A 2,528-nucleotide genomic window follows, 5' to 3' on the forward strand; every position below is an offset into this window, starting at 1 on the left:
AGCGGGTGCTCATCGTGCGCAGCCACGCGGCGAGCGCGGTATCGGCCGGCCGGCGTGGCAGGTCCGGGCCGCCGGGGACCAGCAGCAGGTCGGGCGCGCCGTCGCCTTCGTCGTAGCGCGCGTGCGGTTGCAGCAGCATCCCGTTCGAGCACGCGACGGGGCCGTCCACCGTGCCGAGCACGCGCATGCGGTAATGGTCGCGCGGCGCGAGAAAACGGTTGGCTTCCGCGAACACGTCGAGCGGTCCGGTGACGTCGAGCGACTGCACGCCGGGGAAGGCGAGGATGGCGATGGTGGGCAAGCGCGGGCTCCTGGGATCGACAAGCACGCCATCACTATAGCCGCGCGCGCGTGGCCGCGGCGGGGCGTGGCGGGAAATGCGCGCACCGTGGCGGGAAACCGGTGCACGCTGCCGGCGTCGGCGCGCGGCCCGGCGCCAGAATGGCGTCATCCCCAACACACGAAAGGACGACAATGGACAATACCGCAGAACGCGTGGGCCCCGCATTCTCCGTCGACGGCATGCTGCGCGCGCGTCGTGAGACCCGCAAGGCCATCGCCGCGATCGCGCGGCGCATCCGGCCCGGCATGGTGGAAGAAGACGCCGTGGCCATGGCGCGCGACGTCATCGCCACGCGGGGCCACACCCTCAGCTGGCACCCGGTGCGCGTGCGCTTCGGCGCCAACACGATCCTGCCGATGAAGCGCGCGTCGACACCCGGCATCGTGCTGGGCGAGCACGACATCTTCTTCATCGACATCGCGCCGCGCGTGGCGCATTGGGAAGGCGACGGCGGCGCCACGTTCACGGTCGGTGACGTGCCCGGGTATGCGCGCTGCGCCGCCGACGCCGAGCGCCTGTTCCATGAGGTGCGCCAGGCGTGGAAGACGCAGGACTGGAGCGGCAGGAAGCTGTACGAGTTCGCGGACCGGCGTGCCCGCGACCTGGGCTGGGACCTCGATCCGGACCTGCCGGGCCACCGCGTCTCCGACTTCCCGCACGCGGCGCTGCACACGGGCGCACTGGCCGATTACGACCATGCGCCATCGGACATGCGCTGGATCCTCGAGATCCACTTGCTCGATCCGCGGCGCCGCTTCGGCGCGTTTTTCGAGGACATGCTGCTGGACGACGCGGACTACGTCTGACGGAAGCACTGCACGAGGAAGTCGGCGAACACGCGCACGCGCGCCGACAGCTGGCGCGCGTGCGGATACATCACGGAGACGGGGATGGTGGGCGGCGGTACGTCCGCCAGCACCTCGACGAGACGGCCGTCCGCGAGCTGCCCGGCGATGCGGTAGCGCGGCACCTGCACGAGGCCGAGGCCCGCGAGCGCGGCCGCCGTGTAGGCTTCGGTGCCGGTGACGGAGACGATTCCGGGCGGCGTCGCCAGCTTCAGGCCCGCGTCCGTCATGAATTCCAGCGGATATGGCCGGCCCGTCGCCGTCGACACGTAGTGCACGGCCTGGTGATGCACGAGATCCGCCAGCGCGGCCGGCGTGCCGAAGCGGTCGAGGTAGGCGGGACTCGCGACCGTCACCTGCTCGATGTCGGCCGCGCGCCGTGCCACCATCGACGAATCGTGCAGCTGGCCCGCGCGCAGCACGCAGTCGACGCCTTCGCGCACGAGGTCGACGAGGCGGTCGTCCTCCCCCACGTGCAGCTGGATGCGCGGATAGCGCGCGAGGAATCCCGATAGCGCGGGAAAGACGAAGTAGCGGGCCAGCGTCGGCTGCAGGTTCACCCGGAGCAGGCCCGCGGGCTCGCTGCCGCGGAACGCGTCTTCCGCTTCGTCGAGGTCGGCCAGCAGGCGCACGCACCGTTCGTAGTAAGCGGCGCCGTCCTGCGTGGGCGCGACGGCGCGCGTCGTCCGTTCCAGCAGGCGCGTGCCGAGGCGGTTTTCCAGCCGCTTGATCGCATTGGTCGCGGTGGCGCGCGGGATCAGGAGGTCCTCGGCGGCCTGCGTGAAGCTGCGGCGCTCCACGATGCGCACGAAAATCTGCATTTCCTGAAACCGGTCCATCTGCGTCGACATGCGCCACCTCCCTCTGCGATTATACGGTCGGCGCGGCTGGCACCAGCAGGTCGGCGATGCCGATGCGGCGGGCGAAGTCCACGCGCACGGCCTCCGCCACCTCGAGCACCTCGCGCGCGCCGTCGCCGACGAAGTCGACCACCGTACGGAACGGCCGCCGGCCGCGCGGCAGTCCGACGATGCGCACCAGTTCATCGGCCACGGCCTGCGGATCGGCTTCCGGCGGCGTCAACGCGTCGAGGCGTTCGCCCACCTGGTCCAGCACCCCGTCGTAGCGGGCATACGCGGCGATCCGTGCGGCGTCCGCCGGCTTGCCGGCGCTGGGGAAGTGCTCCGTGCCGCGGGTGAACGCGCCGGGGACCATGATCGCGGTCTCGATGCCGAAGCGGGAGATTTCGTACGACAGCGACACCGCGAGCGAATCCAGCGCCGCCTTCGCCGCGCCGTACGGGCCGAGGAAAGGCGGGAAGCCGCCCTTCGTCGTCGTGC

At 71.2% G+C, this 2,528-nt stretch carries 3 protein-coding genes and 1 pseudogene; 1 reads left to right on the forward strand and 3 read right to left on the reverse strand.

Going from position 1 to position 2,528, the window contains the following annotated elements; translation table 11 throughout:
• On the reverse strand, positions 1-301 hold a 301-nt coding region (locus tag ACEN88_RS29190; RefSeq protein ID WP_413345332.1), incomplete at its 3' end, for a DJ-1/PfpI family protein.
• Between the two features lie 173 nt (positions 302-474).
• Here ACEN88_RS29190 and ACEN88_RS29195 point away from each other — a divergent pair.
• Positions 475-1,149, forward strand: a complete 675-nt coding sequence (locus ACEN88_RS29195; protein ID WP_413345334.1) for a M24 family metallopeptidase — start codon at positions 475-477, stop codon at positions 1,147-1,149.
• Here the strand turns inward: ACEN88_RS29195 and ACEN88_RS29200 are convergent.
• The gene (locus ACEN88_RS29200; protein ID WP_413345336.1) at positions 1,140-2,027 is read right to left on the reverse strand and encodes a LysR substrate-binding domain-containing protein; all 888 of its coding nucleotides are present in this window, start codon (positions 2,025-2,027) and stop codon (positions 1,140-1,142) included. The genes ACEN88_RS29195 and ACEN88_RS29200 overlap by 10 nt on opposite strands.
• A 31-nt stretch (positions 2,028-2,058) precedes the next feature.
• Positions 2,059-2,528, reverse strand: a pseudogene (locus tag ACEN88_RS29205) (oxidoreductase); the annotation flags it as partial.

Source organism: Massilia sp. CT11-108 (genome assembly GCF_047302915.1).
Classification (GTDB): Bacteria; Pseudomonadota; Gammaproteobacteria; order Burkholderiales; family Burkholderiaceae_D; genus Telluria; species Telluria orientalis.

What these genes read in the sequence shown, in the direction of transcription:
- ACEN88_RS29195 (WP_413345334.1), top strand. Translation starts at nt 475, where the DNA reads ATGGACAATACCGCAGAACGCGTGGGCCCCGCATTCTCCGTCGACGGC.
- ACEN88_RS29200 (WP_413345336.1), bottom strand. Translation starts at nt 2,027, where the DNA reads ATGGACCGGTTTCAGGAAATGCAGATTTTCGTGCGCATCGTGGAGCGC.